The 25,603-nt window shown below is 42.5% G+C and carries 23 protein-coding genes; 12 read left to right on the top strand and 11 right to left on the bottom strand.

What is annotated here, in order from left to right:
• Window positions 1-9: 9 nt before the first annotated feature.
• Window positions 10-453 carry a VOC family protein gene (locus tag CEF13_RS01350; RefSeq protein WP_102709069.1) on the top strand — a complete coding sequence of 148 codons (444 nt, stop codon included), beginning with the start codon at window positions 10-12 and terminating at the stop codon, window positions 451-453.
• Between the two features lie 96 nt (window positions 454-549).
• On the opposite strand, the gene CEF13_RS01355 is transcribed toward CEF13_RS01350, so the two are convergent.
• Window positions 550-1,275, bottom strand: a complete 726-nt coding sequence (locus tag CEF13_RS01355; protein ID WP_208414853.1) for a GH12 family glycosyl hydrolase domain-containing protein — start codon at window positions 1,273-1,275, stop codon at window positions 550-552.
• A gap of 362 nt (window positions 1,276-1,637) precedes the next feature.
• Between CEF13_RS01355 and CEF13_RS01360 the strand changes: the two genes are divergently transcribed.
• A complete protein-coding gene (locus CEF13_RS01360) occupies window positions 1,638-2,150 on the top strand; it encodes a TlpA family protein disulfide reductase (RefSeq protein WP_102709070.1) in 513 nt (170 codons plus the stop codon).
• 168 nt (window positions 2,151-2,318) lie between these two features.
• On the opposite strand, the gene CEF13_RS01365 is transcribed toward CEF13_RS01360, so the two are convergent.
• The gene (locus CEF13_RS01365; protein ID WP_102709071.1) at window positions 2,319-2,948 is read right to left on the bottom strand and encodes a YfbR-like 5'-deoxynucleotidase; all 630 of its coding nucleotides are present in this window, start codon (window positions 2,946-2,948) and stop codon (window positions 2,319-2,321) included.
• A gap of 235 nt (window positions 2,949-3,183) precedes the next feature.
• Here CEF13_RS01365 and CEF13_RS01370 point away from each other — a divergent pair, with 235 nt between their 5' ends.
• The 5 genes from CEF13_RS01370 (at window position 3,184) to CEF13_RS01390 (ending at window position 9,362) form a co-directional block, all read left to right on the top strand.
• Window positions 3,184-4,467, top strand: coding sequence for a VOC family protein (locus CEF13_RS01370; protein WP_102709072.1), 1,284 nt, complete (start codon window positions 3,184-3,186; stop codon window positions 4,465-4,467).
• A gap of 350 nt (window positions 4,468-4,817) precedes the next feature.
• On the top strand, window positions 4,818-6,059 hold the full coding sequence (locus CEF13_RS01375; protein WP_102709073.1) for a hypothetical protein: 1,242 nt from the start codon (window positions 4,818-4,820) through the stop codon (window positions 6,057-6,059).
• 221 nt (window positions 6,060-6,280) lie between these two features.
• Window positions 6,281-7,297 carry a glycoside hydrolase family 172 protein gene (locus tag CEF13_RS01380; RefSeq protein WP_208414852.1) on the top strand — a complete coding sequence of 339 codons (1,017 nt, stop codon included), beginning with the start codon at window positions 6,281-6,283 and terminating at the stop codon, window positions 7,295-7,297.
• Window positions 7,298-7,476: 179 nt separating this feature from the next.
• Window positions 7,477-8,685, top strand: a complete 1,209-nt coding sequence (locus CEF13_RS01385) for an MFS transporter (protein ID WP_102709074.1) — start codon at window positions 7,477-7,479, stop codon at window positions 8,683-8,685.
• A 71-nt stretch (window positions 8,686-8,756) separates the two neighbouring features.
• On the top strand, window positions 8,757-9,362 hold the full coding sequence (locus CEF13_RS01390; protein ID WP_102709075.1) for a carbohydrate-binding family 9-like protein: 606 nt from the start codon (window positions 8,757-8,759) through the stop codon (window positions 9,360-9,362).
• Window positions 9,363-9,545: 183 nt separating this feature from the next.
• On the opposite strand, the gene CEF13_RS01395 is transcribed toward CEF13_RS01390, so the two are convergent.
• Window positions 9,546-10,190, bottom strand: a complete 645-nt coding sequence (locus CEF13_RS01395) for an SGNH/GDSL hydrolase family protein (protein ID WP_102709076.1) — start codon at window positions 10,188-10,190, stop codon at window positions 9,546-9,548.
• 456 nt (window positions 10,191-10,646) lie between these two features.
• Between CEF13_RS01395 and CEF13_RS01400 the strand changes: the two genes are divergently transcribed.
• The gene (locus tag CEF13_RS01400; protein WP_102709077.1) at window positions 10,647-11,309 is read left to right on the top strand and encodes a TVP38/TMEM64 family protein; all 663 of its coding nucleotides are present in this window, start codon (window positions 10,647-10,649) and stop codon (window positions 11,307-11,309) included.
• Window positions 11,310-11,448: 139 nt separating this feature from the next.
• On the top strand, window positions 11,449-11,583 hold the full coding sequence (locus tag CEF13_RS29420) for a hypothetical protein (protein WP_279589026.1): 135 nt from the start codon (window positions 11,449-11,451) through the stop codon (window positions 11,581-11,583).
• Window positions 11,584-11,644: 61 nt separating this feature from the next.
• Here CEF13_RS29420 and CEF13_RS01405 read toward each other — a convergent pair whose 3' ends face one another.
• The 6 genes from CEF13_RS01405 to CEF13_RS01430 form a co-directional block, all read right to left on the bottom strand.
• Window positions 11,645-13,111: an arylsulfatase gene (locus tag CEF13_RS01405; RefSeq protein WP_102709078.1), complete on the bottom strand. Its 1,467-nt coding sequence runs from the start codon at window positions 13,109-13,111 to the stop codon at window positions 11,645-11,647.
• Window positions 13,112-13,196: 85 nt separating this feature from the next.
• Window positions 13,197-14,738: an extracellular solute-binding protein gene (locus tag CEF13_RS01410; protein WP_102709079.1), complete on the bottom strand. Its 1,542-nt coding sequence runs from the start codon at window positions 14,736-14,738 to the stop codon at window positions 13,197-13,199.
• A 38-nt stretch (window positions 14,739-14,776) separates the two neighbouring features.
• Complete coding sequence (locus CEF13_RS01415) at window positions 14,777-15,637, bottom strand: carbohydrate ABC transporter permease (RefSeq protein WP_166742984.1); 861 nt, start codon at window positions 15,635-15,637, stop codon at window positions 14,777-14,779.
• Window positions 15,638-15,644: 7 nt separating this feature from the next.
• The gene (locus tag CEF13_RS01420; protein ID WP_211297034.1) at window positions 15,645-16,586 is read right to left on the bottom strand and encodes an ABC transporter permease; all 942 of its coding nucleotides are present in this window, start codon (window positions 16,584-16,586) and stop codon (window positions 15,645-15,647) included.
• Between the two features lie 168 nt (window positions 16,587-16,754).
• Window positions 16,755-18,248, bottom strand: coding sequence for a helix-turn-helix domain-containing protein (locus tag CEF13_RS01425; RefSeq protein WP_102709081.1), 1,494 nt, complete (start codon window positions 18,246-18,248; stop codon window positions 16,755-16,757).
• Between the two features lie 50 nt (window positions 18,249-18,298).
• Window positions 18,299-19,009: a cache domain-containing protein gene (locus CEF13_RS01430; RefSeq protein ID WP_102709082.1), complete on the bottom strand. Its 711-nt coding sequence runs from the start codon at window positions 19,007-19,009 to the stop codon at window positions 18,299-18,301.
• Between the two features lie 422 nt (window positions 19,010-19,431).
• Here CEF13_RS01430 and CEF13_RS01435 point away from each other — a divergent pair, with 422 nt between their 5' ends.
• Window positions 19,432-20,889 carry a sulfatase family protein gene (locus CEF13_RS01435; protein WP_102709083.1) on the top strand — a complete coding sequence of 486 codons (1,458 nt, stop codon included), beginning with the start codon at window positions 19,432-19,434 and terminating at the stop codon, window positions 20,887-20,889.
• Window positions 20,890-20,947: 58 nt separating this feature from the next.
• Window positions 20,948-22,171: an amidohydrolase gene (locus CEF13_RS01440; RefSeq protein ID WP_102716141.1), complete on the top strand. Its 1,224-nt coding sequence runs from the start codon at window positions 20,948-20,950 to the stop codon at window positions 22,169-22,171.
• A 368-nt stretch (window positions 22,172-22,539) separates the two neighbouring features.
• On the opposite strand, the gene CEF13_RS01445 is transcribed toward CEF13_RS01440, so the two are convergent.
• The gene (locus CEF13_RS01445; RefSeq protein WP_146022663.1) at window positions 22,540-23,526 is read right to left on the bottom strand and encodes an IS3 family transposase; all 987 of its coding nucleotides are present in this window, start codon (window positions 23,524-23,526) and stop codon (window positions 22,540-22,542) included.
• Window positions 23,412-23,729 carry a transposase gene (locus CEF13_RS01450; protein ID WP_102709085.1) on the bottom strand — a complete coding sequence of 106 codons (318 nt, stop codon included), beginning with the start codon at window positions 23,727-23,729 and terminating at the stop codon, window positions 23,412-23,414. Before CEF13_RS01450 ends, CEF13_RS01445 begins: the two co-directional genes overlap by 115 nt.
• Window positions 23,730-24,066: 337 nt before the next feature.
• Between CEF13_RS01450 and CEF13_RS01455 the strand changes: the two genes are divergently transcribed.
• Entirely contained in the window at window positions 24,067-25,482 is a 1,416-nt protein-coding gene (locus tag CEF13_RS01455; RefSeq protein ID WP_102709086.1) for a sulfatase family protein, read from the top strand.
• The last annotated feature ends 121 nt before the right edge of the window (window positions 25,483-25,603 follow it).

Here is a 25,603-nt window from a genome sequence, read left to right on the forward strand (position 1 = left end):
AGAGGGAATATGGAAGACACCATTCTTAAAACAACACTGGTTTGTCAGATAGCCATGATCGTTCGTGATGTGGAGAAGGCTACAAGCCGCTTTGCCGAGCTTTTAGGCGTTCCTGCCCCTGCCATTATTATGGCTAATGAAGATGGAAGTGATACAGTTACCTTTATGGGGGAGCCTACGCAAGGAAGAGTAAGGCTATCCTTCTTCCACATGGAGAATCTGGTTGTAGAGTTCATTGAACCTACGGAGGATCCGACTACATGGAAAGAGTTTCTTGATACGAAAGGCCCTGGGGTTCATCACATCGCATTCAAGGCAAAGAACAGAATGCTTGAAACAGCAGCTAAGCTGGAGGAATTCGGCTATCCGCTTATTCAAAACGGCGATAAATACGCCTATTTGGAAAGCACAGATGATTTGGGTGTTATTCTGGAGCTTCTCGATATTGATTAAGAAAAGTTGGCATTTAGATCATATATTTAAAACAAACAAAAGAAGCCGCATATTGCGGCTTCCTGTTGTTCTACATCAATCCAAGGAACCGCGCAATTAGGAAGAAGTTACGGAATAGCTATTGCAAGTGAAGGAAGCATTCGGTGAAGAAGTAATTTCGAAACCAAATTGTACGCTGTTTACGATTTCATTACTCATCCAACCCTTGGATTTGATCCAGTTCAAAACCGCCAATATGTCGACTGTACCGGAGTTTGTATTGCTGGTACGGACAAACGAAAAAACAGCGTTGGAACCATTGGAGCCCTTGTACACGTTCCAAGTATGCCCACCGACGCTAACATTAGTGTATTCTGCGACCGGCTTGCCGCTTGAATCCCAAGAGGAGGCAATAGGTCCGACGGAGCCGTATTTATTCATCCATAGCATGATTTCATGAGCATTATTTCCGGTCCAAATATCATAAGTAGATTCAAAGCTGGACCCGCTTGTGGGGACGGTTACGTTAAAAGAGCTAGTGAGGCTTTTGAGCGAAGAGAGCTGCGTGTTAATTACTTTCGTACTGTTAGGATAAGACTTGACACCGCCGGTATTTGGCTGGTTAGAAGTTACGCCCCAATTGCTGTAAGAATTAGCCCAAATACTTTGCAGCCCCGCACCACTGCCCCAAACGTCGTTATAAACAGTGTATCCGCCATTAGACCAGCTTGCAAAATTAGCAGTGGAGCTCCACGTTGCAGCAAAAACAGTTGCGGCTAGCGTAAGTGAACATAAGCAGACGATTAGAATGGTGGAAAACTTTCGCGTCATTCCCATTATCATTTCAAAACCTCCCTCAATGATTTGGTCTGACTTTTAATGTGCAGTTAACATCGATGCAATTCGTTACCTCATTTCCCTAGAACTTTAATCGATTATTACGATAATAAGCCTGAAACCTCCTCCTTTTAGGGCATAGTCGAAGAAAGCAGTAGCGAAGGATGTAGGCTGCTTTCTTAAATGAAAACGCTATCATTTATTCGCAAATGCAGTATAACATACTTGGTGGATAAAATATCCATGCAAATTAAGCGCAAAATTCAGTCGTTTTTTAGAGAATTCAAATCATTAGTTCAAAACGAAAAATATGATGTAATATAATAAGTGAAAACTTACTAATGCAATGGGGAAAGGAATGAATCTAGATGAACCGACTCTCCAAATATGCTACGGGTACTATACTTGTTTTAGCTCTAGGATTGGTGATCTATCTTGGAATTAACTATTCAATTAAACTTAATGAAGAAAATTCCCGTATTCAATTATCGGAGTTGCGTGGCGGAGCAGAAGTAGAGGTCGATTTTGCCGAGAAACCAACAGTCTTGTCGATATTTACATCATGGTGCCCCTACTGCAATGAGGATGCTCCCAAAATGGTCGCTTTATATGAGAAATATAAGGATCAGATAAATGTATACGGTATTAATGTTACGAATCGAGATGAGCTTTCAGAGGTACAAAGCTATGTGGAGAAACATGGGATTGAATATCCAGTCCTCCTTGATCAAGAAGGAGATGTATACAAGTACTACGGTGGTGATGGTTTCCCGGCTCTCTGCTTTGTGAATACAGATGGTCAAATTATTGATTACATTATCGGATCAGTCAGTCAGGATGATATTGAAGCATCATTTAAGAAGCTTCTTGGTTCATCTTAAGACATTTGACCGTTTCTTGCGAAATAACATAAAGAAAAGCATTGCTGAGAATGCCGGTGCAGACGAGGAAATAAAAAAGGGGTTATTCCGATGAAGGTATTTTAACGGTTGGGGGTTCTACTGTATTGGAGGAGTGATGAGGTGTAAATCGAGTGGAAGTTAAAGATCTTAAAGCTCTAATGCTTCCTTTGTAATTTTTTTGATGTCAACAGGGCAATTGGAGCTATCTTGAACGATGTCAGGCAAAATATTTTTCAAAAAATAATCAACGCAATGCAGCTTTATTTTTTTGATTTTGATGAGCGCTTCGCGGTACATAACTACAAATTCCTTCTCTGTGTTGCCTCTTTGCAATTCAGTAAGGGCCTCGTAAACTTGATCAAGCTTATCCGCCACTTCAAGAATTAGTCCTTCGGTGGAATCATCCTTGCCCTCGCGCAGTTGTTCGCGGAAAATAGGCTTGAATTCTTCTGGAATATTCTCTTCTATAAAAAGAGCAATCATTCCTTCCTCCACCTGCTGCAGCATGCCGCGCAGTTCTAGTGAGTAATGCTTAACGGGTGTTTTAATATCTCCGATAAATATTTCACCGTAATCATGGCTGCTCGTAATCTCGTAAAGCTTCTTCCAATCGATCGTAACGCCATTGCTCTCCTCAATATCGGCCAATGTTTTCGCGTACTGTACAACCTTCCATGAATGAGCAGATACGCTGTGCTCTTCAAACTTAAACTTTCCTGGGCATCGAATAATACGTTCAAGATCATTAAGTGATTGAAAATACGTATGAATTCCCATGTTATACAATTCCTTTCTAAATGAAATGTTTAGTGTGAAGCATTACAGTTAGTTTAATACTAATTTGTTAATGGACGATTAAGTTAAATCGATAATATGTAAACTTACAACCGTCAGCACAGTGAATTAAAATGTAAAGTGTACCACTTTACAGTAATGGAAATCGTTTACATACGAACAGATGTACGCTATAATCTTAGTGAAATAATATTTCGGAAAAAGGGTAGGTGCTGGAATGGAGGCCACAACTAGCATTGAGTTATCTGATTTGAAAGCAGTTCATTCACTAATTGAGCAGCAATCAAAAGAGGAGCTTTCGGTCACTACAGGATCTGAAGGCTTTGCAGTAACACCTCTGAAGTACAGAGTTCCACTCACCATTGAAACGCAGGTCAAAACAGATTCCAACAACATCAGAATCAAATTTGCCAAAGGAATGGTTATTCTCAACTGGGAAGAAAACACTCAGGAGATGCGATGGCAAAACCCTGCTTTAGGAGATTGGCTGGGTGCTCCAAACGCTGGTCAGGTGCCGATCAATGAATGGATCACCGTCGCTTGGAAGATCGAAGAGAATTTCTCGATTGTATCCGTCGATGGAATAGAGAGGTTAAGGGTAAATGGCGATTACAGTGGCGTAGCAGGCCAAGTTGGGATCGGTACTGCTTTTAAAGCGAAAGTGAATATAAAATCCCTGAACATTGATGGGGAAACGACTCTGGAGGGGGAGATGATTACACCGCCACCTCGTTTTAGATGGGATGGGGGATTCCTTTTTGTGCCCTATGACGAGCATGAGAAAGCGATTCAGTGGTATCAAGAGCATATGGGGCTTACTCTGAAGTGGCCAACCGGGGAATATAGAAATGATCCAGCTTCAGCTGCTGAGAAGATGAGTTCTCTCGAATTTCCGGCAGGAGGCTTGATTCATTTGAAATCGGCTGCTTCTGAAGTGCCACTGAAACATTTTCCAATTGCTTGTCATTCAGAATCGGGAGTTGGGTTTACCTTTAACAGCAATGACCTTTATAGGACTCATCAGTATTTCCATGCATCCTTGAATGGCGTGGGTGATATTCATGATGGGCCAGATGGAGTCCCCCGTTTCGAGATTGAGGGGTACAATGGTACGAAGCTGGTTGTTCGTTCTGAAGAAAGCAGCGAACCAGTTGGCGGCCGAATTAGCAGTTACGGTCCCTGGTATGTCGAAGTTCCGGATCTTGAACGGGCAATTCAATGGTATGAGCAGATGCTGGAGATGAAGGCGACTCGGATTATCATTCCAAATCTATGTGTAGAGATGGGAGGAAACTTTCATCTGGTTCATAAGACAACTAGCGAATCTCGTAATCATGTTGACGGTGCGGCCTGCCCTTATTTCTATACGTCATCCATTCACGATGAACAAGATCGGTTCAAATTGCTGGGGGTAGATGTTTCGGAAGTGGTCGGAACAGGCTGGAAGGCGATGCACATATATGATCCTTTCGGCAACAGAATCAACTTTTGGTCATATTAAATAGAATAACAACGAAGAATGATTGAGAATGAGCTCAATTACTTAACATGTGAGTCCTCCTGGTGCCGAAACTAGGTCACCGCACATGAGTGGATACCCGCGTTACGCCTTCACTAAACTAATGAGATAGAGCACCGGGTCAGGTGCTCTTTTTACTTTGTAATCGTATGAAATGCTGTTTGATAGCTAATGATTGAACCTTGCCACTATAAATATATCTATTCCTAAACTTCATATAATTGTATAATGGTGGTAGTTGCTTGAGGGCTTTTAATACAATTTATAATTGGAATAGTTACTAGTAATATTCTTTGAAAAATTTCATAAGGAAAAGGTGTTGGTTTGTTTTAATGGTTGAAAATATAGTAAATTCCATACAAAATAATTTGAATCTTAACTTATCCCCGTCAGGCATTATTAAAGCAATTATTATTTTCCTATTCGGCTACTATATTAAGAAAATGTATGATGGCGTTCATAGCTATTTTCTAAAATACTTTAAATCAAAGGGAGTTCGAAATAAATTAAACAAGAGGCTGGCCGCGAATAGCGCTAGTACCCTAGGGAATTTAAATATCCTTACTTTAGGCAATGCTAACCCCTATGATTCCAAGAAAGGTATCAATATATTACTTTCAAACAAGAGCTTGTACGTTGGCTTTCCAGAAGATTTGAGAGAAGAATTGCAAAGAAGCTTTCATAAAGACGATATTGCAGAAGAATTTGTTATGAACACAGACTCTTCTTTCGATGGAGGCAGTTCATTCTCAGATATTGCAAGAACTACAGATATATTCAACTTACCTGATCTTATTAATAAACATAGGAAAATAGTAGCGAGGCATTTTATTGAGAAGAGTAACGGCTGTCATTTTAATAAGACAAAACTGGGAGTGTTCAAAATAAATACTCACAGTAGGCACGGTGAAAATGAGAATCCAGTTATTAATATGGAGTTATTTCAAACCGACTACTTTACACACAAGGTATTCAGATCAATCTATAAAGAACTATGTTCTAGCGGGCATTCCATCTCACAAGTGAATGACGATATGGAATTACAGAAATACAATGCGTTTACGACATCGTTCGGAATTAATTGTTTAATCATTTTGAAGTATGAGCATGGGGTTAAAGATTTTATTCTTACTAAAAGATCAACCAACGCGACTGAAGTGAACTCTAGGAATCAATATAATATCTCGATGCTTGAAGGCCTGACAGATACGGATAGAGATAACACCGATAAAATTGATCTTAGAAAATGTGTCGAAAGAGGGTTGTGTGAAGAACTTGGAATTGAGGATATACACTCTTATGACTCTACAATCAAATTCTACGATGTATTTCTAGAGCGAAATTTTCTGGAGCTTGGTATTACTTGTGCGGTCGAAATAAGCAATATGAGTGTTGAGGAGTTGCAGCATAAGGCTGAGTATGCAAAGGATAGGACGTTAGAAATATCAGAATTAGTGAAAATTACGAACGATAAAAAGGTATTGAGTGAATTCCTGAGAAAGAATGAATTTAAGCAACAAGCATTATTTACTATACAGAGAATTTGTACAAGGGAAGGAATAAAAATAGAGTGAATTATTAATATTCGGTGAATGGTATCTAATGAATTGTGGTTTCATATGGATATACTCTGGCGAATTGTGGGTTTGTATAACTGGAACTCGCCTTCATCAAGTTTTTGGTTGGTTACAAAGTTTACATTATTTCATGGGAATAATGCGCTAGAACAAGTTTACAGATTTCCAAAATAATCATGTAAGCGCTTCAAATAAAATATGAGATTGGAGTGGTTGATGTGAATCCGGATATTTACCAAATACGGAGTGCCCGTTCCAGACAGTTTACAACCTTTGATCCCGTTACCAAAAGCAAAACGAAACGGATCATGCCTGGAGCGCCAGCAAGCACTATTGTTGAAAGTGACAAGCCGGGTATCATCAACCGGATGTGGCTGACGTTCCCCGGCTGGTTCTGGAGACACTGGGAGACAGGGGCCGAGAACGATCCTTCGGTCTTGAAGAAGCTGATCATTCGTATCTACTGGGACGGTGAATCATATCCATCTGTCGAATGCCCAGCTGGAGATTTTTTTGGAATCGGCCACTGTGAATATAGGCATTTTGTATCTAGATATATAGGGATGTCAAGCGGTGGTTTCTATTGTTATTTCCCAATGCCCTTCAATAAAGTACGTATCGAACTGGAAAATCTGCATGAGAGCATTCCAATTGATGTTTTCTTCAACGCCAATTACGAGGAATATGAGACATTACCGGAAGCATCGGGCCGATTTCATTGCCTCTTCCAGACAAGCCGGCTAGGTGGATCGGATCCGCTCCTCCTCTTGGATGTAGAAGGGCGGGGTCACTACGTGGGATGCTGTCTGTCTATGCAAGGTGAGTCTCTCAATTATTTGTCCTTCTTGGAAGCACCTGAATACTTATTCATTGATACGGAAGATCGAGATCATCCGACGATTGTAGGTACTGGATTGGAGGATTATTTCAATGGGGGTTGGTATTTCCGCGATGGAGAATATTACGCGGAGCTTCATGGTGTTCCGCTTAAGGATACGCTTCGCTCTATGATTAGCATGTATCGCTTTCACGAGCGTGATGCGATTACTTTTGATAACAACCTTCGGATTTCCTTCGTTAATCCATGGGAAGCGACGCATTTGAAGCCCTATTGGTATTCTTCTGCGGCATTCTGGTATCAAGATCGTGCAGCGGCGCTTCCCTATAAGCTCCCCACCGACAAGCTGATGGACATGTACAGGGTGCGCGATACAGATCATCAATCATACCCGTGAAAATAAAGGCGGATTTTCATTCCAAAAAGAATGGAAAATCCGCCTTTCACTTTATCATAATTAGCTTGTTGGTAAGGCATATTCCTGCTATTATCATAGTAACTTATTAAATGCATTTAATAAGTTTAATTAGCAGCCTTAATCATATAAACATCCCAAACTAAGGAGTACAGACTAACATGGCAACTTTCTTTTTAATTATTATTTATTTAGCATTTATTAGTTTAGGATTGCCAGATTCATTACTTGGATCAGCGTGGCCTGTGATGAGATTGGATCTGAATGCTTCATTAGGAACTGCAGGTATTATTTCAATGGTTATTGCAGGTAGTACGATTGTTTCAAGTTTGCTAAGTGGTACCGTTCTTAAACGTTTTGGTACGGGAAAAGTTACGCTTGTAAGTTGTATGATGACAGCTGTAGCTTTACTTGGATTTGCGTGGTCTCCTTCATTAATTTGGTTAATTATTTTTGCGCTTCCACTAGGCTTGGGCGCGGGATCTGTAGATGCCGGGTTAAATAGTTATGTGGCTGCACATTATAAAGCCCATCATATGAGTTGGTTGCATTGTTTCTGGGGGGTAGGGGCTACGCTTGGTCCTATTATTATGGCTTCCTTTATTTCGGGGCAAGACCTATGGAGACAAGGCTATCTTACTGTTGCCGGTATTCAATTTATACTAGTTATCATACTATTCGCTTCGCTTCCTTTGTGGGATAAAATTGCTAAAAGCAGCACTGTATCGCATGGAGAAAGCCCCAATGAGTTACATAATCAAGAGTTAGAACAAGCTTCCGAGCATACCAAACCATGGAATGTAAAAGGGGTTAAACTAGCCATGTTAACCTTCTTATTTTATTGTGGGGTAGAAGCAAGCATGGGATTGTGGGGGAGCAGTTTTCTTGTAAACATAAAAGACTTACCTGCGTCAACTGCAGCGAAATGGGTGTCCTTGTTCTATTTAGGTATTACATTTGGCCGATTCATTACGGGCTTTATTACATTTAAGATGAGTAATAGAAAGCTTATTCGGTATGGTCAAATGATCGCTTTAGTTGGTACACTATTGCTAGTATTACCTTTTCCAACTATTGTGTCGCTTGTCGGTTTTATGACTATAGGATTGGGGCTAGCACCCATATTTCCATGTATGCTGCATGAAACCCCTAAGCGATTTGGGCAAAAGCACGCTCAGTCCATTATGGGCTATCAGATGGCAACGGCTTATACGGGCAGTACATTCATACCGCCTATTATTGGACTGCTTGCATCTTATTCCACGATGGGTATTTTTCCGACGATTATCATTGTTTTTGCTATTGCGATGCTCTTATGTACTGAGAAGCTTAATACATACATCAAGAATAGAAAAGTTGGAGTCAGATAAAGTATCCATTAAAGTGCCGAATTGAACTAAAGGCTATTGGTATGAATAACAATAGATAGGAGGGAGGATTGATGATGCAGTATGCATGTCAGTATGTTGAAGATGTAAATAGTAATTTTTCCTGGTCTACAGTTGAAGCTGTTACGCTGCGAGATGTCGTTACAGGAAACAAGCCTCGATTAGAAACAAGGGTTCGCGCCTGTTGGACGAGGGAGCATTTATGTATTCGCTTCGAATGTGAAGATGACCATATTGTAGCGACGATGGAGAAGCATGATGATCCTATATATCTTGAAGATGTTGTCGAGGTTTTCCTTGATGAATCCGGATTAGGAGAAACCTATTTTGAGTTAGAAGTAAGCCCTCTAAACGTTGTGTTCGACGCTCGTATACAAATGGATAAAACCGATTGTTCAATTATCGCGGACACATCCTGGGATGCACAGGGACTGCAGACTCTTGTAGTCAAGGCAGATGAACGACTGTATGTCTATGAAATCCTTATTCCCTTTTCTAATTTTCAGCAGGCTCCGCAAGCAGGAACACAATGGAAATGGAATTTGTACCGAATTGACGAGGATCAACAAGGTCAACGCCACTATTGGGCTTGGTCACCGACAGGTGTTGTCAATTACCATATTCCTAAACATTTTGGATCTCTCGTTTTTTGTAAGTAAATTCTCGCCCCTCCTATCAAGTTTCAGTAAAAAGACATCTTATTAAAGGTGTCTTTTTCTCTTTTGAACAACTTTTGAAAAAGAGATCTTGATTTCATCAGTCATTTTACGTGGAAATGGCACCGACCTTAGTGGAATATGGTGCCATTTCTTTGCTTTCAACTTGAACGCAGCATGGCTAATCTAATAATGAGGAATAAGATAGGGAGTTATTCCTTCAGCAATAACTTGATGCCCCCGATCATTGGGATGGATGGGCAGAGATCCTTTCAATGCATCTTCTATTCTGCCGTTTCGATAACCATAGATGAGGTTTGCTTGTTTTCCTTCAAACCACCTATGAACGGGAACAGTTTTTACATGATAACTGTGGGCGATCTCATTAGTGGTGTAATTTAGTTGGTTAATCGACGCAATTGCAAGAGGGCTGTTCGGAGATGGATTATATTGCGTGCAGCATATGATTCGGGCATGGCTGCCATTCTGTATTTGAGTTAGAATAGCGCTTAAATTCCGCTTGTATTCGGATAATATTTGTTTTACAGCTAATGGCTGCTGGTTTCTAAGCGAAGACAGCGCAGCGTCGGCTAAATCAACTCCTCCAATCCAGATCGAAACAACAGAAGATTCACTTATAACGGCTGCTCCCTGCCTTTTTACTGCATGTAATAGATCATAGCTGCTCCAGCCAGGACGAGCCAACACATATCCGGAAACCCTACGAGAGCGCGAATTTAAAGCGGATACGGCCAATTGTGGATAGGCCTTTGCGAAAGAGGAAGCATTTTCACCATACGTAATGGAGTCTCCAAGAGCTGTATAAATCATAAGAATACCACCCACTCTATTCCTAATTATTCATTAATAATAAATCGCTCGGTGAACATTGAAACAAATTGTTGCCCTGCACATTCATGTAATTCTCAAGTTCATCTTAATGGTATATTATTGCAATCATGAGTAGATTGCGTGGACATTTATATCTAATGCTTTGAATAGGGCTCTTAACATACTTCTTGAAGTAGTAGAGGGGCGATACTCGTGTGACATCAATCCTAAAAGCAGCTCATATGCTTCTTATAGATGATTATCTGCCATAAACTTCAAATGACCACTCATAATCAATTGGTTGCCAACCTATTAATTATGTGGTTTAATACATGAATGGCAAAACAACAATGAATATAAACATAGTTAAATTTTTTAACTATTTTCAAGAAAATGAATTGAGATATAGAACAAAGGAATTCATTCCTTATTGAACACGTAAAGGAGGAGGTGTTCATGAATAAACGGAGTGTTAGACTCACTATTTTTGCAGCTATTGTTATTTCCGTTCTTATTTTATTATATTCGGAAGCGGGAAGTTATCTGCTGCATGCTGATTTAGATCAAATTAGGCAGATGACTAACGACAATCTCGTTCTAATGCTGCTGATCTTGTTTATCATGATGGTTATTCAGAATTTATTCACTCTCATCCCAATCCTTTTGGTAATATCGGTTAATATTTCGTTGTTTGGATTGTGGTATGGCTATTTATGGAGCTTACTCACGAGTATAGTAGCGGCTACAATTACTTTCTACGCGGTTCGTTTATGGTTTCAAGATGTGGTTAATAAGCGGCTAAAACGAGGATGGGTAGATAAAATTGAGCAAAAAGGATATTGGTATGTTTTTATCGGCAGAATATTCCCATTTGTTCCTACTAGCCTTATTAATATCGCTTCAGGCGTAAGTGCTGTTAAAGTCAAACACTTTATTATTAGTACCGCTATTGGAAATTTTGTTTATTTTGCGATCCTATCCTTAATTGCTGACAGAATCATGTTCGGTTTCGAACAGGGCTTGTATGTAGGGATCGCCGTTGTGGTCATTGGCATTATTGTGGCAGGAGTATGGAAACGCAAAAAAACAAAGAAGAAACAGTCAGATTCTATTTATTGATGAGTTTATTTATGATCTTAAACAAAGAGTGCCTATGGGGCTCCTATAAACTGGTACCCATACACTGGACACTTTGAAAAAAAGTGTCTAGTGTATGGGTACCTTTTTGTATACTGGAATGAACAGTAGGGGCGAACCTATGAGTAAAAAACACTTTAATAGAAACGAGCTGAGCAACCTTACTATTGGAAATGAAGGTCTCAGACAAGAAGCAGTGGACTATATTGACTGGATTCTAAACAACGCGAAAGTGAAAGAGCGAGGTATCGAATAGATCCAGCGAGCAGGCCTCACGGCGGGAACCCCCCGTCCTGATTGGCCTGTTGCCGTTGTTATCACGCCTTTATGAGATGACTTAGAACGGTCTGCGGCTGCTGCCCGATTACAAGTTTTCCATCTTGAACATAGCCTTCTTCACGATCTGTCAGCTCTCGTATGAGCCGTTCTCTCCAAAGCTGCAAAGTGGCCAATGAGGCTGGTTCGTCTACCTTGTTATGCAGCTCCGATGGGTCGGAAGCCAGATCAAATAGCTGTTCTTCACCGGACTGTGAATACCAAATATATTTCATCAATCCGTTTGTCACATAGTGATGAGACAGAGTGCCATATGCATGCTCTCCATGCACATATTCGCGCCAAGTGACATTGGGTTCATTACGGCATAGCGGAAGCAGGCTCTCGCCATCTACCGATTCTGGTATTATTGCTCCAACTGCATCCAATAGCGTGGGCATAATATCACGCAGCTCGACTACCTTGTCTTCTTTAGCGCCACGACTTAACCCCAAGCCTCCCGTATAATCTGCGACAATTAAAGGAACTTTCGCGCTGCCCTCATAAGCGAGCGACTTCCGGAAGAAATGATGGTCACCGAGCAATTCTCCATGATCTGAAGTAAATACCACTACCGTATTGTGCAGTACCCCATATTCATTAAGTGCATTAAGCAATCTGCCAATTTGAAAGTCTAAGTGAGTAATTAGAGCGAAATAAGCAGCTTTAGCGCGGTCCAGACGCTTCTTGGACAGCTTGCTTAATCTAGTTGTTGGATCGCCTGATCCATTCTCTGCCATATGCAGATCAACCCAGTCGCCTACTGGGGAGTCCGGCATATCCTCATTGAGATACATGTCGAAGTAGGCCTGAGGTGGATCAAATGGCGGATGCGGACGAACAAATGACGTACACAGGTAGAACGGCTTGCTCGGGTCACGTCGACGTAGAAAATCAATGGACTGCGTAACTGCCCAGTTTGTTGGATGCAGTCTTTCCTCAAGATGCCACGGTAGTGCAACCGTTGATGCATTGCAATCTAGACCGTTGTCCATGAGATCATAGGTAGATTCACCGTCGGTATTCCTTATCCAGTTCAAATAGTCATCACATTCATTGAAATGCTCAGCACGCATTGTCCGATCATTATAGCGGTTATAGTGCATGTATCCGTCATGCAGCACGACATTGTGATACCCGCATAAGCTGCGTGTCGGATACACATGCATCTTGCCAATACATTGTGTATGGTATCCCGCCTTTGCTAGTTCGCCCGGTAGTGTATGCTCGTATGTCCATGGAATATGCTCTTCGTACCCCACTCGTCCATGAGAGCGTTGGTCCATACCGGTTAAGAGCGCAGCACGCGCGGGTATACAGGTCGGTGTCGCGGAATAAGCATTGCGAAACAATACACCGTCCTCTGCAAGCTTATCCAAATTCGGCGTCTGTACGGTCGGATGGCCAAGTATGCTTAAGCAATCGCCCCGCATTTGATCCACAGTAATGAATAGCACGTTTGGTTTCACTTTTTGTATCCCCTCCTGATAGCGTGAAGCTCACGGATGCTGACATGCAGCATCCGTGAACCCATTGATTAGGGTTTTGTATTTATTATTTTTTCATTTTCTTCCACTCTTCGTTAGCCTGTTCTGCAATTTGCTTGCCACCCTGTTGATTATACTTCTGTACGAACTCATCGAATTTATCTATGCTCCATACACCTGTCACAATTTTAACGAAATATTCCGACCAAAGCTTTGTTTCTAGATCTGGATAATCAAGCTCGGCAGGAACCGTTTTCCAAAGGGCATTAGATATTATATTTTTTTGAGCTGTTTCAATCCCTTCTCTAACTGCTTCTGTTGTCCATCTTCTGTCAATAATGAAGGCCATCCGAATCGGATTGTTATATCCCTTTTTGTACAAGTCAGCATAGCTTGTTGACTGTGTAATAAGATTTTTTTCTTTATCAAACGTATAATCAGTTCCTTCAACGCCATACAGCCCGAGGTTGAAGCCTCCACCTTCGCTGTCATCTACTAACCAATCTAAGTAACGGAACAGCTTATCTGGATTTTGCGCTTTCACAGACAGAGCGCGCAGCGGAGCTGAGGCTACTGCATTTGTCTCGGGATTGCCCGATTTGCCATCTGGTCCTTTAGGCGGGGCAATCATAGTGAGCTTAGAGGCCGGTGTAGCCTTCTGCAGGGCCTCAGAAGTCGGGTTTGCTTTAGGATCTACTAGGAAGGCATCATTCTCAAACAAACCAACCTTTGAATTAATAATTTTCTCGTTTAATTGCTTTGTTTCCATTACCGGAAAGTCTGGATCAATCAAGCCTTCCTTGTACCATTGCTGGAGCAAGGTAAGAACTTGCTTCGTCTCCGGCAGAGTAAAGCCTTTCTGGATTTGTCCATCCCGCTCCATCCAGAAGCTCGGAATAATGCCATATGCTCCAAAAATAGAGTTATAGCGTGATAACTTCGTTCCACTTAAGCCTAGCGTATCGTTTTTCCCATTTTGATCTGGGTCATCGGAGACGAATGCCCTCAGCACATCATGCAGTTCATCCAATGTAGTAGGCGCTTTCAAATTAAGTGCATCCAGCCAGTCTTGACGAACGAGAACAGATGTTACGTTCGGACTGTTGAAAGCTTCGGGCCTCATTCCGTTAGGCAATGCATAGATTTTACCATCGAACGTAACTTGATCCCAGTAGTATTGAGGAATAAGCTTCATAAGATGGGGCGCATTCTCCAAATACTTATCAATCGGTTGAACCAATCCTTGCTCTACAAAGCGGCTCAACGTCATAGAATCAATATCGAAAAAGTCTGGTAGATCATCCGCGGACGCGAGCAAGTTGAGTTTTGTTTGATAATCTTCTCCAGGGGCTTGCTGTGCAATAAAATCCACGCCCTTAATGCCTGCATTAGCAGCAGCCTCCGTCAACACCTTTCTAGCTTCGCCGCCATCGGCTGGATATTCTGCAATTCCGCTGTTGCGTAGAAATTTATAAGTTACTGTCTTATCCTCAGACGCCTGATTGCTTCCTTTGTTTGGAGTGTTGTTAGAGCCCCCGCATCCGGATGCAAGAACAGCGAGAATGGTCATACTCGCCACCGTGGTTGATAATTTCCATTTCTTTTGCATATAAAGACCTCCCTATTCATCTCTTAGTATGATTAAGCTTAGGATTTAACTGAACCGAGCATAACGCCCTTTACAAAGTATTTCTGCAAATACGGATACACTGCAAGAATAGGTATTATAGAAAGAAGGATGGTAGCGGCGATTACTGATTCGGTTGAGGAATCTGCCAGCTGTCCCGTCTCCTCAGCAAGCTGCTGTCCCGCAATAATTTGCCTGATGAGCAGGGGCAAAGTGGTAAGTGCCTTGTCGTTCAAATAAATAAGTGCTGCAAAGAAGTTATTCCATAGCCCGACCGCAATCCAGAGTGCCAACGTTGCTAGCACAGGCTTGCATAACGGTATAATAATGGAGAAATATATTCGGATTGGATTGGCGCCGTCCATCATGGCCGATTCCTCAATCTCTTCCGGTATACCTCGAATAAAGTTAATGACAATAATAATATTAAAGGCAGATACTAAGTTAGGAAGAATTAATGCCCATAAGGTATTCAGCAAGCTAAGCTCCTTTACGACTAAATATACAGGGATCATACCTCCGCTAAATATCATCGTAAAGACGATCAAGGTCATCCATACATTCTTCCATGGCAGTGTTCGCTTAGCAAGCGGATAGGCCATGCTCGATGTGACCAATAAGGATAACAAAGTGCCAACAACCGTTACAAAAATGGTATTTCCATAGGCCACCCAAATGTAATCAGAGGACAATACGTTTGCATAGGCTTGAAAGGTGAATCCTCGCGGGAAGAAAAAGAATCCCCCTTGAAGCGCCTCTGCTTTCGAGCTTAGAGATAATGAAATTTCATGCCATAAAGGATATAGCGTTATGAAGCTTAGAAAGATTAGGAATATACCGTTTCCAGCGTCAAAAATTTTAGATGCAATTGGTTTTTTCATAGACACCTCACCATAATCCGCGCTCGCCCATACGTCTAGCCACCCCATTGGTGACGAGCAATAACAGCAAACCTACGAATGATTGAAATAACCCGGCAGCCGTTGCGAACGAATATCTTCCCATCGTTAAGCCAAGTCGATAGACATACGTATCGATAACATCTGAAACTTCGAAAACGAGTGGGTTATATAAGATGAAAATTTGTTCGAAGCCCACGTGAAGAATTTGTCCGGTACGTAATATGAGCAAAATAACAATCGTATTAGTAATGGAGGGAAGCGTTATATGCCTTACAAGGTGAAAGCGATTTCCTCCATCTATTCGGGCAGCTTCATATAACTCCGGGTTGATGCTTGAGATAGCTGCTAAATAAATAATCGTTCCCCAGCCCATGTCCTTCCATACTTCGCTTATGACGAGAAAGCCTCGGAATGAGCTAGGATCCATTATCGGTGAAGCTTTCATCCCAAGGAAGCTGACTAAGCCAGAGTCCGACGAGAAAAGTGAGAATAAAATACCGCCCAGGATAACCCATGAGAGAAAGTGTGGGAAGTACACAATAGTTTGTATAACGCGTTTAAAGGCCGAATGATATACTTCATTTAATAACAGTGCCAAAAGGATCGGGGCCGGAAAGCTAAAAACTAGTTTATAAAAGCTAATAATGATGGTGTTCCTGAGTGCTGTCCAGAAATCGGGAGCATCAAATAGGATTTGAAACCATTTCAGTCCAGCCCATGGGCTTCCCATAATTCCTTCCAATAAGCGGAAATCCTTAAACGCGATTGTAATACCCGCCATCGGCCAATAATGAAATAAAGCGAAATACACAAGGCCCGGCAATAGAAGAACAAAGTAGTATTTGTGCTTGCCCCATTCTCTCCAATGTCGCCCTGACCTGGCTTGCGGTTTTGTTCTAGTTACGGGGACTGAAGATATTCCGTTCACATTCCAACCTCCATTTCATTTGTTATAACTGTGCGACACACGATCAATGGTTACGCTTTCATCGTATTCGAAGCCATAAAAACAGTAAATCCCCACTCTGTGATAAGAATGGGGAAAAACCGTTATTTATCGTATGATGTTCGAAATTATACATGCCCATCTTAAAGACTACATGATCTTTTTTCTGTACTCACCCGGTGTAATGCCTTCGTACTTTTTGAAATACCGGATGAAGGTATGAACGTCATTATATCCAATGGCTTCACTGATATTTTGCAGTGATCTGCTGTCATCTTTAAGCAGCTTCTTTCCCTGCTCTAAACGATATTCGGTCAAATACTCAAGTGGAGGTTTGCCTGTCTCTGCTTTAAATATTCGTCCTAAATGCCCGCTGCTAATTCCAACGACCTCTGCTACATCCGATATGGAAATATTATGCCCATAATGCTGCTCCATATATAAGAGTGCTTCCCGTATATAGGGCGGGTAGCTCCGTTCGTTTCGAACCTCATGAACGTAATCCATCATTAACCCGACAGTAGAATGAATATAGGCTTGCAGCTCGGAGCTGTCTCTGTATTTCTGTAGATTCAACAAGCTAATCTCATCCATAAGCTCTCCAATATCATAGCCTTCTTGGACGAGCGAGCCCAGCATATGGCTCATAAGCATAACAATCATTTGTTGCAGCTTAGGCTGCGAATAACGATTCTGATGAATATACTTCTCGAACAATTGTGACACCAACTCATCCGCTGCTTGCCGATCTCTTGCTAGTATCGTATTAAGGAACAGCTTCTGATAGGAGACGGGATAGTCGAATTTCAGCTCTTCCCAATCTCCGTCTGCATACATGATATTTGATTGGGGGCTGGCTAAGAATGCCTTGTATGTAATAGCCCGCTGAGCAAGCTCATAGGCTTCATGAACATTTTCTAAGGATCGAATGCCTCCAGACACAGCGTGAAGCCATACGGACCATCGATCCTGTGCCTCATTCCTCATTTGAAGGCAGCACTTCTCCAAATACTCCTGTTCTATGGGCTGAAGCTCCGATGAACTCAGATTGAGAATGAAGCCGAACTTGCTTCGATCCAGAATCGTCCCCGCCACTGAAAAATGGGATCTTAATAAATCTTCTGCCAAGCTGTACAAATAAACACTATTTACTTGCTCATCTTCAGGGCTGCGCTCATCCGCCACAATGAGGAGTACAAGAAAATGTGAATGCTCAAAGAGAAGCCCGGTCTGGGCAAAACGTTTCAACACATCATGATCCTCTGGAGGACGGTGTAGCAGCAGTTCTTGGACGAGATGATCCCGAATGATCGGCTCATTTTGTCTAACGGTAGTGATGAGATGACCGATAGCATCATCCACTATGTTATATGCATCGGACTTGCCTGTATCGAAAGGACGGATGACAAATTCTCTCAGACGTTCCGCCATCTTTCTCCATGGATCATACAAAATAAAAGCAAATAAATAAGATACCCCTAGTCCCACAAGCAAAACGATTAATAATACGATAAGTGCATGGCCTATATTCGCTTTCATTTGAGTGCTATACACACTATATGGCGTTAATTGCAGCAACGTCCAGCCGTGTGCCTGATCTTTGTGCGCGGTCACAAAATAACGTCCGTTCGTTAGCGTTACCACTTCAGTACGCAGTCCCCCCTGCTCCAATTGCTTAGCAAGTCCCTCAGCATTTAGCCCTTCAATAGGGGCGACACAAGCTTGTTCTGAGGATCAATCACCAACGTATGCTCGTTTGCGATCGTTGAAGAATGAAGAACTGATTTTATAAAGCTGTCCTTCTGAATATCAATAACGAGCATCCCGAGAGGAGTGTGGGAGGTTGCTGGAATTGAGCGAGCAAAGCTAAGCACATCCATGTCTGGACTGCCTACACCCCCTTTGGTTACACGAATACCTGTCCATGACGTGTGTCGTTCTGTCGCAGCTTCTCTTAATTTTGTAATAAAAGCGCTGTCATAATATTCAGAAGTGCCATATAATCCTTCATTTGTCGTCAACACTTTATCATTCTGATAAATATGAAGCAGCAGTGAGTAGAAAATGGAATTGGAAGTTGTCCATCCTCGAAGTTGCTCTTTAATAATGGAATAGTCGTAGATGGATAGCTTGTATGGCTGGGTTAATAGATCGTAAATAGATGGTGTTAAGGAAAGCTGCGTAGCTAGCTGATCCACATTATTATTCAAGTTGTCTAAGTTGCGTCCAATTCGGTCAAGATCATTGACTGAAGCATTCTCAATTCCATTCGTCAGTTGCTTTGACGACCGATATAAATTATATGAAAGAAAGATTAGCGCTGGAATGAGTATCGTAATTAAAAACAAAATAAGATGCTGGCGAAAAGCAGATTTACGAAATAGTTTTTTAGGTTTCCATTTCAACTTCGTTCCTCCTTATTATTTAGACCAATCCTCAAGACACCCTGGCGCAAATGCCCATAACAGTAAAGGCATCATCCAGTTCATTGACTTCTTATTATAGCGTAAAAAAATAATAAAATAATATATGGTATAGGAAATAGCGGTCATGATGATTCATACGGCTTCCTCCGATTCTATTTGAATGGCATGTGACAATAAAACCAAAACGACAATAAGATAATGAATTTTAACAGTTTTTTTTGTAAAAATAAATAGTATTACGATTAATTCCAAGTGCTTAATCCCAAAAAGAAATAAAGATGGTATAATGAATGAAAAAAGCATGTAATTTCTTTCATATAATAAGTGACAAGAGCGATTGCAGCAATAACCTGTAAGCGCTACCGGTAACGGCAGAGTTCGGATCGAGGAGGAAATACAGGATGGAACAAAAAACGCATATATGGTTGATAACGACGGATCAGATGCGAGCCGACGTTATGGGATTTGTGAACAAAGAGATTCACACTCCAGTGCTCGACAAGCTTGCGGAGGAGGGAACGGTATTTAATCATGCATATTGTGCAAGCCCCGTTTGCACCCCTTCCCGCGCTTCCATCTTTACCGGCCGTTATCCTCATGTACATGGGGCATGGAATATAGGTGTCTCGCTTGATGAGAATGAGGTTACACTGTGCGATCATTTGAAGAAGCGGGATTACAAAACGATTGGTGTCGGTAAAATGCATTTCCGTCCGCAATGTAAGGCGGAATTTTCCCGAGAGCCGGAAGATGTTGTTTTCCGAGATCGCGGTAGAGCAGAAGACGGTACCTATTACGGGTTTGACGAGCATCATATCTCTGAAGACAACCTGGTTGGCGAATATTTGGACTGGCTGCGTGCACGCGACCCGCAAGTCGCAGATCGATTCAATCTTGACCGATACCGTTCGGACGATGCCGCAGGAGATGTGTGGGAAAGTGATATGCCGCAGGAGCTGCACCAGACGTACTGGATAGCAGAGAAAAGCATAGAAGCGATTATTGCGCATGATCAGGACCAGCCTCTGTTTCTTTGGACGAGCTTCGTAGATCCGCATCATCCCTTTAACCCTCCCCGTGCCTTTGCAGAACTGTATGCGGATTTGGAGATTAAAGCTCCAATTAAGGCTGATCCGGAAGGGATGAAGCTTCGTCCGGAACATCTAGCGCGTCAAAGCGATCGGGGATATTGGCCGGGAGGGGGAGAGGCGCATCAGCATGATGAAGCACATATAAGCAGGCTAACCCGCAACTATTATGCGATGATTTCATTTATCGATGAGCAGATTGGACATATACAAGAAGCTTGGAGACAGAAGGGTTTATACGATAATGTGCTGGTCGTGTTTACAAGTGACCACGGTGAACTGCTCGGCGATCACGGTCTCCTGTACAAAGGGCCTTGGTTCTATGAGGGCTTGACTCGTATACCAATGATTATTCGCGGCCCAGGAATGGTTCAGGGGCTAACGACCAATGCCTTGATGGAGCATGTCGACATCGTTCCAACGCTGCTCAGAGCGATTGGCGAAGTGCCGCCTTATGGGGTACAAGGAGTATCGCAGCAAGAGGTGTTAATGGGTCACAAGCTACAAGTGAGGGATTCTGCTTTAACCTCCTACGATGCGCATGATCGCGGTATTCATGCGAAATGCTTGCGAACGGATCGTTATAAGCTCGTAGTGTTTGCTAATGAAAAGTATGGGGAAATGTATGATTTGGAAGATGATCCACAGGAAAGCCGGAATTTGTTTTTCGACCCCGCACATCATGCTGAGAAGCAGCAATTGATGGAAAAGCTAGTGCAGCGGTTAATGCTGGATCAGGATCCGCTTCCAGAACGCCGAGCACGCTGGTAGAAAGAGGAGGCTTTTATTGAACACAGCTTATAAAACCTTTCACAAAAAGAGGGATGACATGTTGAACGCTTCTTACTGGTTAACGAATGTGAAATTAGAACAGGGCTATATAATGGAAGATGGACAAGTGGCCGGTACGAATACGGAAATTTGTCATATTCGAATTGAGAACGGTGTAATTGCTGAGATTATTGGAACGGAACTGGAGCTGCAAAGCACTCTTCCCAAATATGACTGTAAAGCATTATTGCTGCTTCCTTCCTTCGAGGAGGCGCATATTCATTTGGATAAAACTTATTTTGACGGACCGTGGAAAGCAGTAAAGCATGTATCCAGTATCTTCGAACGGATTGAGGAAGAGAAGGTCTTATTGCCTAAGCTGCTGCCAAGAGCGAAACAACAAGCGGAGAGCATATTGACACTTATACAAGGATTTGGTGCCACCCATGTACGTAGCCATTGTAATATTGAGCCTGTCAGTGGGCTGAACCGGCTAGAGGCAACTAAGCAAGCCTTCAACACGTTCTCTGGTAAAATGTCATCTGAAATTGTAGCTTTTCCGCAGCATGGTCTGCTTCGATCGCAGTCTGTTCAACTGGTCAAGCAATCCCTGGCAGAGGGGGCGACCCATGTTGGCGGAGTCGATCCCCATACAGTAGATGGAGATATTGAGAAATCACTGCAAGCCATGGTAGAACTGGCGGTTGGAGCTAATGCTGGAATTGATATTCACCTGCATGATGGAAACGAAGCGGGAAAGCAGACGCTGATTCGGCTAGTGGATTTGATTGAAGAAGCTGGATTGCAAGGAAAGGTAACAGTCAGCCATGCTTTTTGGTTTGCAGGCGCTCGACCGGAAGAGGCAGAAGAAGTAGCTGGAAGGATGGCATCACTTGGTATGACCATTGCATCAACCGTACCGATTGGAAGAATGATGATGCCGCTTCCGATGCTGTACAGCCAAGGAGTGAAAGTGAAATTGGCAACTGACAGCCTTACGGACCACTGGTCGCCTTTCGGCAATGGCGATCAATTGGACAAAGCAGGGCGGTTCGCCGAATTGTACGGGTATAATGATGAACGGTCATTGTCTCAGTCCCTTGGATTCATTACAGGAGGGAAAACGCCGCTTAATTCAGAAGGCGAGCAGGTATGGCCGAAGGTGGGAGATGCTGCAAGTTTTGTACTGGTGCATGCCAGCTGCTCGGCGGAAGCGATTGCGAGAAGATCGGAGCGGCAAGCAGTATGGTACGAAGGGCGCCTTGTAAGCGGTTCGCTATAAATTTGCATCTACATGAAAAAGAGGCTGTCTCAAAAGGATTAAGCTTGCTTTCAGGAAAAAAAGTGAAAAATGGCGGTGCAGGTGGACTATTCCTGTACCGCCATTTTTCTTTTTTTGATCGAGGGCTACCTGCTTGAGCGAAATAGAGCTAGAAACTAGCTCTATTACACAAACTAAGCATCCTTTTGGAGAAATAGAGCTAGAAATTAGCTCTATTTCCAGGAAAACTAACTGATATGAGCGCGTCTGACGTTACATGAACGAAATAGAGCTAGAAACTAGCTCTATACCACAAATCCGGCTTCCTTTTGGAGGAATAGAGCTAGAAATGGACCTCTGTCAATAAAGTGGACACTTATTTAGGAGAATTAGCTAGCGCTTTTCTTATGAAAAAGCGCAGCAAAGCGAACTGGTGATAAATAGCCAAGTGAGCTATGGATACGTTTGCGATTATAGAAAAGCTCAATGTATTGGAATATTTCATCATAAGCTTGCTTCTTCGTCTTGAATGTCTTGCAGTAAACCAGCTCTTTCTTGAGTACGCTATGAAAAGATTCCATACTCGCGTTGTCATAACAGTTACCTTTACGGCTCATGCTGGCTGTCATCTTATAGGAGGAAAGCTTTTCTCGATATTCGGCAGAAGCATACTGCGAACCACGATCGGAGTGATGGATAAGTCCCTTTTTGGGTTTTTTCGTCTTAAAAGCATCTTCTAATGCGCCAAGGACAAGTTCAACAGTCATTCGAGCAGCAAGCCGCCAACCTACAATTTCACGTGTACAGAGGTCGAGAACACTGGCCAAATAAAGTCGTCCTTCACGACAAGGAATGTAGGTAATATCCGCTGCCCACACCCGGTTAGGCTCCTCTGTAGCAAACTGTTGATTCAGGATGTTCGGAGCTACAGGCTGGTCATGGTTGGAATCGGTGGTGTTTACTCTGAATTTCCTTGAAACACAGGAACGCAATCCTACCTCATTCATATAGTTGCTTACCGTACGTTCACAGGTGTTTATGCCCTCTAACGAGAGCATATGGGTAATCTTCGGACTACCATAGATCCCTTTGGTATCGTGGAAATGATAGTTGATTCGCTCGATTACAGCTGCCTTGCGAAGCTTTTGCTCACTAGGTTTAGCTAGTTTCCACTTATAATAACCGCTCCGAGAAATCTCCATGACCTTGCACATCTTCTCTAGTCGATACTCAGAGCGATGATCTTCGACAAATTGGAACCTTAGTTCTTTTCTTTGCTGAAGATGTGCAGAGCCTTTTTTAAAATGGCCAATTCTTCTTGGAGATCTGCTAGCGCTCGCTCTTTCAGTTGATTTTCGCGTTCTTTCTCTTTTAATTGTTGTTCTAATTGACGAACTTTCTCGGGGTTTGCTAAAGATTCATTGTCGAATTCTCGGTACTTGGCTAACCATTTGTGTACAGTACTCGAGGAAATATTTAATTCTGTAGCAATCTCCGGTACGGACTTCGTCTGATCCTGAATATATTTAACCGTTTGCTTCTTAAAATCTTCATTAAATCGTTGACGTTGCTCCCCCATAAAGGACACCTCTTTCTTCGTTAAGTAAATTATCCATTTCTCCTTAACAGGTGTCCACTTTTTATTCTAGCTCTAAAACTAGCTCTATTCCCAGAAAACCTAGCAAATACGAGTTCATGCGTAGTACGCCCTAAACCCAGGTTTTATCACCGTCTGGATAGCCTCTTGCTTGTTTCTTCCTCCATACAATGCGTCATATTAGATGTATAACGTTTTGAACTATTTAATTATAATGTTGTCAAAATGCTGGATTATTACTATAATAATATAGGATATAAAAGGAATAACGTTTTGAAGATTAATATAACAAATTGAACTAAGAGAAGAGGTATCGGCAATGAGCGACCGCAAGGAAAAACGGCCCAATATACTTTTTATTATGAGTGATGACCATGCTGCTCACGCAATGAGTTGCTATGATAGCAAAATTAATGAAACGCCGAATATAGATAGAATCGCCAAGGAAGGCATGCGAATGGATAATTGCTTCTGCACCAATTCCATTTGCACGCCGAGTAGAGCTGCTATCTTAACCGGAACGTATAACCATGTGAACGGTGTGAAAACATTATCTGATCGATTGGATGGCAGACAGCAGACGGTAGCCAAGCTGCTTCAGCAAGACGGTTATCAAACCGCGATGATTGGCAAATGGCATTTGGGGCATGGGGGAAACAGCGACCCTACAGGCTTCGACTTCTGGAGTGTTTTTCCCGGTCAAGGCGATTACTATGACCCGTCCATGATTGAAATGGGGAAATCCATTACTGTGCCTGGATATGCTACTGATATTGTTACAGACAAATCAATCGATTGGATGGCAAACCGGGATAAGGACAAGCCGTTTTTATTGATGTGCCACCACAAAGCGCCGCACCGGCCGTGGATTCCAGACAAGAAGCACGCGCATCTTTATGAGGATTTGGACATACCGGAGCCGGAAACATTTAATGATGATTATTCTAACAGGGCTAGCGCGGCAGCTGCTGCTGAGATGCGAATTGATCGAGATTTGACCAAAAATGATTTCAAAATGGATCCTCCTGCTCAATTGGAAGGAGCTGCGCTCAAAAGCTGGAAATATCAGCGTTATATTAAAGACTATTTACGCTGCATCGCATCAGTAGACGACAATGTGGGCAGAATGCTTGATTATTTGGACGAAGAAGGACTGACTGAGGATACCATCGTCATCTACACGTCGGATCAAGGCTTTTTCCTTGGCGACCACGGCTGGTACGATAAGCGGTTCATGTACGAGGAATCGTTGCGCATGCCGTTCGTGATCCGTTATCCCCGCAAAATTGCTGCAGGCAGCGTCAGCAAGCATATGGTTCTCAATGTCGATTTCGCTCCGCTCTTTCTGAATTATGCGGGTATTAATGTTCCGGAATCGATGCAGGGGGCAAGCTTCCACTCCATACTGCAAGGAGAGGAGCCCGCTGAATGGCGTACATCTATGTACTACAGATACTGGACGCATCTGTCCGAGCATAAAGTGTATGCGCATTACGGCATTCGTACAGAACAATACAAGCTAATTTACTACTATGCAGATGCTCTAGGAACACTTGGTTCGGAGGATGAGTCGAAGATACCGGAGTGGGAGCTGTTTGATCTGAAAAAAGATCCTTACGAGATGATCAATGTGTATAATGATCCTGATTATGAGCGTGTGGTTGCCGTACTGGACAAGGAGCTGCACCGCTTGCAAGAAGAGCTGGGAGACGAGCGATTCGTTTATAAAGGCTGAGTGCCATAGAATATGAAGATGGGGTAACGGCTTCGTCATAAAGACGATGAAGCGGTTGCCCCTTTTTATTATTTCGATAACAAAAGGAGCCTAGGCTGTCGCCTAAACTCCTTGCTTATGT

It is taken from the genome of Paenibacillus castaneae, from assembly GCF_002884445.1.
In the GTDB taxonomy this organism is placed as follows: Bacteria; Bacillota; Bacilli; order Paenibacillales; family Paenibacillaceae; genus Pristimantibacillus; species Pristimantibacillus castaneae.

Bases quoted from the DNA above. Each gene is read 5' to 3' on its own strand.
- CEF13_RS01350 (WP_102709069.1), top strand. From the start codon at position 10: ATGGAAGACACCATTCTTAAAACAACACTGGTTTGTCAGATAGCCATG.
- CEF13_RS01355 (WP_208414853.1), bottom strand. From the start codon at position 1,275: ATGATAATGGGAATGACGCGAAAGTTTTCCACCATTCTAATCGTCTGC.
- CEF13_RS01360 (WP_102709070.1), top strand. From the start codon at position 1,638: ATGAACCGACTCTCCAAATATGCTACGGGTACTATACTTGTTTTAGCT.
- CEF13_RS01365 (WP_102709071.1), bottom strand. From the start codon at position 2,948: ATGGGAATTCATACGTATTTTCAATCACTTAATGATCTTGAACGTATT.
- CEF13_RS01370 (WP_102709072.1), top strand. From the start codon at position 3,184: ATGGAGGCCACAACTAGCATTGAGTTATCTGATTTGAAAGCAGTTCAT.
- CEF13_RS01375 (WP_102709073.1), top strand. From the start codon at position 4,818: ATGGTTGAAAATATAGTAAATTCCATACAAAATAATTTGAATCTTAAC.
- CEF13_RS01385 (WP_102709074.1), top strand. From the start codon at position 7,477: ATGGCAACTTTCTTTTTAATTATTATTTATTTAGCATTTATTAGTTTA.
- CEF13_RS01390 (WP_102709075.1), top strand. From the start codon at position 8,757: ATGATGCAGTATGCATGTCAGTATGTTGAAGATGTAAATAGTAATTTT.
- CEF13_RS01395 (WP_102709076.1), bottom strand. From the start codon at position 10,190: ATGATTTATACAGCTCTTGGAGACTCCATTACGTATGGTGAAAATGCT.
- CEF13_RS01400 (WP_102709077.1), top strand. From the start codon at position 10,647: ATGAATAAACGGAGTGTTAGACTCACTATTTTTGCAGCTATTGTTATT.
- CEF13_RS29420 (WP_279589026.1), top strand. From the start codon at position 11,449: ATGAGTAAAAAACACTTTAATAGAAACGAGCTGAGCAACCTTACTATT.
- CEF13_RS01410 (WP_102709079.1), bottom strand. From the start codon at position 14,738: ATGCAAAAGAAATGGAAATTATCAACCACGGTGGCGAGTATGACCATT.
- CEF13_RS01415 (WP_166742984.1), bottom strand. From the start codon at position 15,637: ATGAAAAAACCAATTGCATCTAAAATTTTTGACGCTGGAAACGGTATA.
- CEF13_RS01435 (WP_102709083.1), top strand. From the start codon at position 19,432: ATGGAACAAAAAACGCATATATGGTTGATAACGACGGATCAGATGCGA.
- CEF13_RS01440 (WP_102716141.1), top strand. From the start codon at position 20,948: ATGTTGAACGCTTCTTACTGGTTAACGAATGTGAAATTAGAACAGGGC.
- CEF13_RS01450 (WP_102709085.1), bottom strand. From the start codon at position 23,729: ATGGGGGAGCAACGTCAACGATTTAATGAAGATTTTAAGAAGCAAACG.
- CEF13_RS01455 (WP_102709086.1), top strand. From the start codon at position 24,067: ATGAGCGACCGCAAGGAAAAACGGCCCAATATACTTTTTATTATGAGT.